3 protein-coding genes and 1 tRNA gene are annotated in these 2350 nt (G+C 72.3%); all 4 read right to left on the bottom strand.

What is annotated here, in order from left to right:
• Position 1: 1 nt before the first annotated feature.
• A tRNA-Ala gene (locus PLJ28_RS15635) sits at positions 2-74 on the bottom strand.
• A gap of 177 nt (positions 75-251) precedes the next feature.
• Positions 252-710, bottom strand: coding sequence for a ribosome silencing factor (gene rsfS, locus PLJ28_RS15630; RefSeq protein ID WP_183525319.1), 459 nt, complete (start codon positions 708-710; stop codon positions 252-254).
• A 35-nt stretch (positions 711-745) separates the two neighbouring features.
• Positions 746-1591, bottom strand: a complete 846-nt coding sequence (locus tag PLJ28_RS15625; protein WP_324590418.1) for a hypothetical protein — start codon at positions 1589-1591, stop codon at positions 746-748.
• Complete coding sequence (gene nadD, locus PLJ28_RS15620) at positions 1588-2214, bottom strand: nicotinate-nucleotide adenylyltransferase (protein WP_221243537.1); 627 nt, start codon at positions 2212-2214, stop codon at positions 1588-1590. Before nadD ends, PLJ28_RS15625 begins: the two co-directional genes overlap by 4 nt.
• Positions 2215-2350 lie beyond the last annotated feature (136 nt).

Genomic DNA, 2350 nt, shown 5'->3' with positions numbered 1-2350 from the left:
GTGGAGGTAAGGGGATTCGAACCCCTGACCTTCTCCATGCCATGGAGACGCGCTACCAACTGCGCCATACCCCCAGAAGGGTGTTTCCCCGGCCGTTTCGTTTCCGTCCCGTCCGAAGCAACTCGATAAATATACACAGCTCCTCGACCGGTTCGCAAATCGAGGTCCGGCACGGGCAGTCGGCCGGCGATTGCCCGTGCCGGCACCGGGGCGGGTTCCCGCTCCGGTGCCGTCTCGGCCCCTGACGCGGCCTACTGCGCCTGGGCCTCACCCGGTGCACCGGGGGTCCAGTCCCGCGGGGCGTCGTCCGGGGTGATGGTCGAACCGGGCTCGCCGGCGCCCACCCCGTCCGTGAGACCGAGGTCGATCAGCGGGGCATCCTTCCACAGGCGGTCGAGGGCGTAGAACACCCGCTCCTCCTCGTGCTGGACGTGCACCACGAAGTGCCCGTAGTCCAGCAGGACCCAGCGGCCGCCGGCCTTGCCCTCACGGCGGATCACGTCGAGCTTCAGCTGCCGGCTGAGCACCTCCTCGACCTCGTCCACCACGGCGACGACCTGCCGCTCCGACGAGGCCGAGGCGATGAGGAACGCATCGGTCAGCCCCATCCGCTCGGCCACGTCGACGGCCACGATGTCGGTGGCCTGCTTGTCTGCTGCGGCCTGGCCGGCCAGCTTGAGCGCGGTCAGGGTGGTGGGGGGGACGGTCACGGGCAACTCCTGGAGGGTGGGTGGTACGACGGTGGTCACAGGGCCAGGGCGATGATCAGCGCGATGACCAGGATGGCGAAGACGACCGCGGCCACGATCACCAGGGTGCGCTCCCGGGAACCCCATTCCGAGGCCGGCAGGGAGTCCAGCCCGTGGGCGGACTGCGCCTGGATCGGTTCATGGCGCACGGACTCGGCGGCGGGCTCGGCGCCGGCCGACTCGACGGGTGCCGCGGGGGGAACGATGGCCAGCGTGCCGGTCTGGTTGAGGAGACGGGCCTTCTCCGCCAGCGCCTCCTGCTGCCGCAGCAACTGCGGGTCCACGTTCGCGGGGTCATCACCGGCGGCGGCGAGGCGTTCGGCGAGGGCCGCGGCCTCGAGGGCCAGCGACTCCCTGGTGACCGGCTCCTCGCCCTCTCCCGCGAGTCCGGCCGGGGCACCTGCCGGTGCCTCCGCGCGTCGGGCCGTGGAGGGCGAGGACTCCGGGCCGGCGCCGGACTCCTGGCGCCGGCGCATCTCGCGCAACTGGCGACGGGTGAGCGGTTGGCCATCGGGGCCCACCGGCACCCCGTCGCTGGCGACGGTGTACCCGGTGGGGGCATCGGACTCGAAGACGCGGGCCAGGGCGGCGGGGGCCTGGCCGGGGCGGGACACGACCCGCCCGTCCTTGAGCAGGGGCAGTTCGGCCACGCCGGGGAGCACCCCGGGGAACGTACCGGTCAGCGGGCCGACGTCGGCCGGGTCGACCCCGGAGGCGGGCAGGTCGAGGATCGCCTCGGCGGTCTCCCCCGACGGCGCACCGGCCTCGGTGTCCACCCGGCGGTGCTGGCGTTCGGGACGGCGGGCGGACCCGGGCGTCTGGGTGGGGTCAGCGGCACTCACGCACGGACCTCCGGTGCGTCCTGGCTGCGGCGCCCGCCCAGCCCGCCGCCCGGGCCGTGGGCCTCGGGCAGGTACAGGAGGTGCTTGGCGATGTACTGGACCACGCCGTCCGGCACGAGGTACCAGACCGGCTTGTGGGCCTGGACCCGGGCGCGGCAGTCGGTCGAGGAGATGGCCATCGCCGGGATCTCCATCAGCATCACACCCGTCTCCGGGCCGACCTCCACGAGGTCGTGCCCCGGACGGGTGACACCGACGAACTGGGCCATGTCCCAGAGGGTGTCCACGTCCTTCCAGGTCATGATCTGCTCCAGGGCGTCCGCCCCGGTGATGAAGAACAGCTCCGCCTCGGGCCGCAGGATGCGCAGGTCACGCAGGGTGTCCGCGGTGAAGGTCGGTCCGGGACGGTCGATGTCCACCCGGGACACCGTGAAGCGCGGGTTGGAGGCGGTGGCGATGACGGTCATCAGGTACCGGTGCTCGGCCGGGGACACCTTGTTGCCGTCCTTCTGCCACGGCTTGCCGGTGGGCACGAAGACGACCTCGTCCAGGTCCAGCTCGGCGGCCACCTCGGAGGCGGCCACGAGGTGTCCGTGGTGGATCGGGTCGAAGGTGCCGCCCATGACGCCGAGGCGGAACCGGCGCCGGCCGCCATCCTGCTGACGGGTCGCCGAGGCCTGTTCGGGCTCGGCCACGTCACAGATGGTCTGGGTGGGCTCGGGGAGTGAGTCGGTCACTACGCGGCGGGAGTTCGGCGGA

This window comes from Citricoccus sp., assembly GCF_035445025.1.
GTDB lineage: Bacteria > Actinomycetota > Actinomycetes > Actinomycetales > Micrococcaceae > Citricoccus.
The sequence above is the reverse complement of the archived record's forward strand: the minus strand, read 5'-3'. Positions and strand labels throughout refer to the sequence as shown.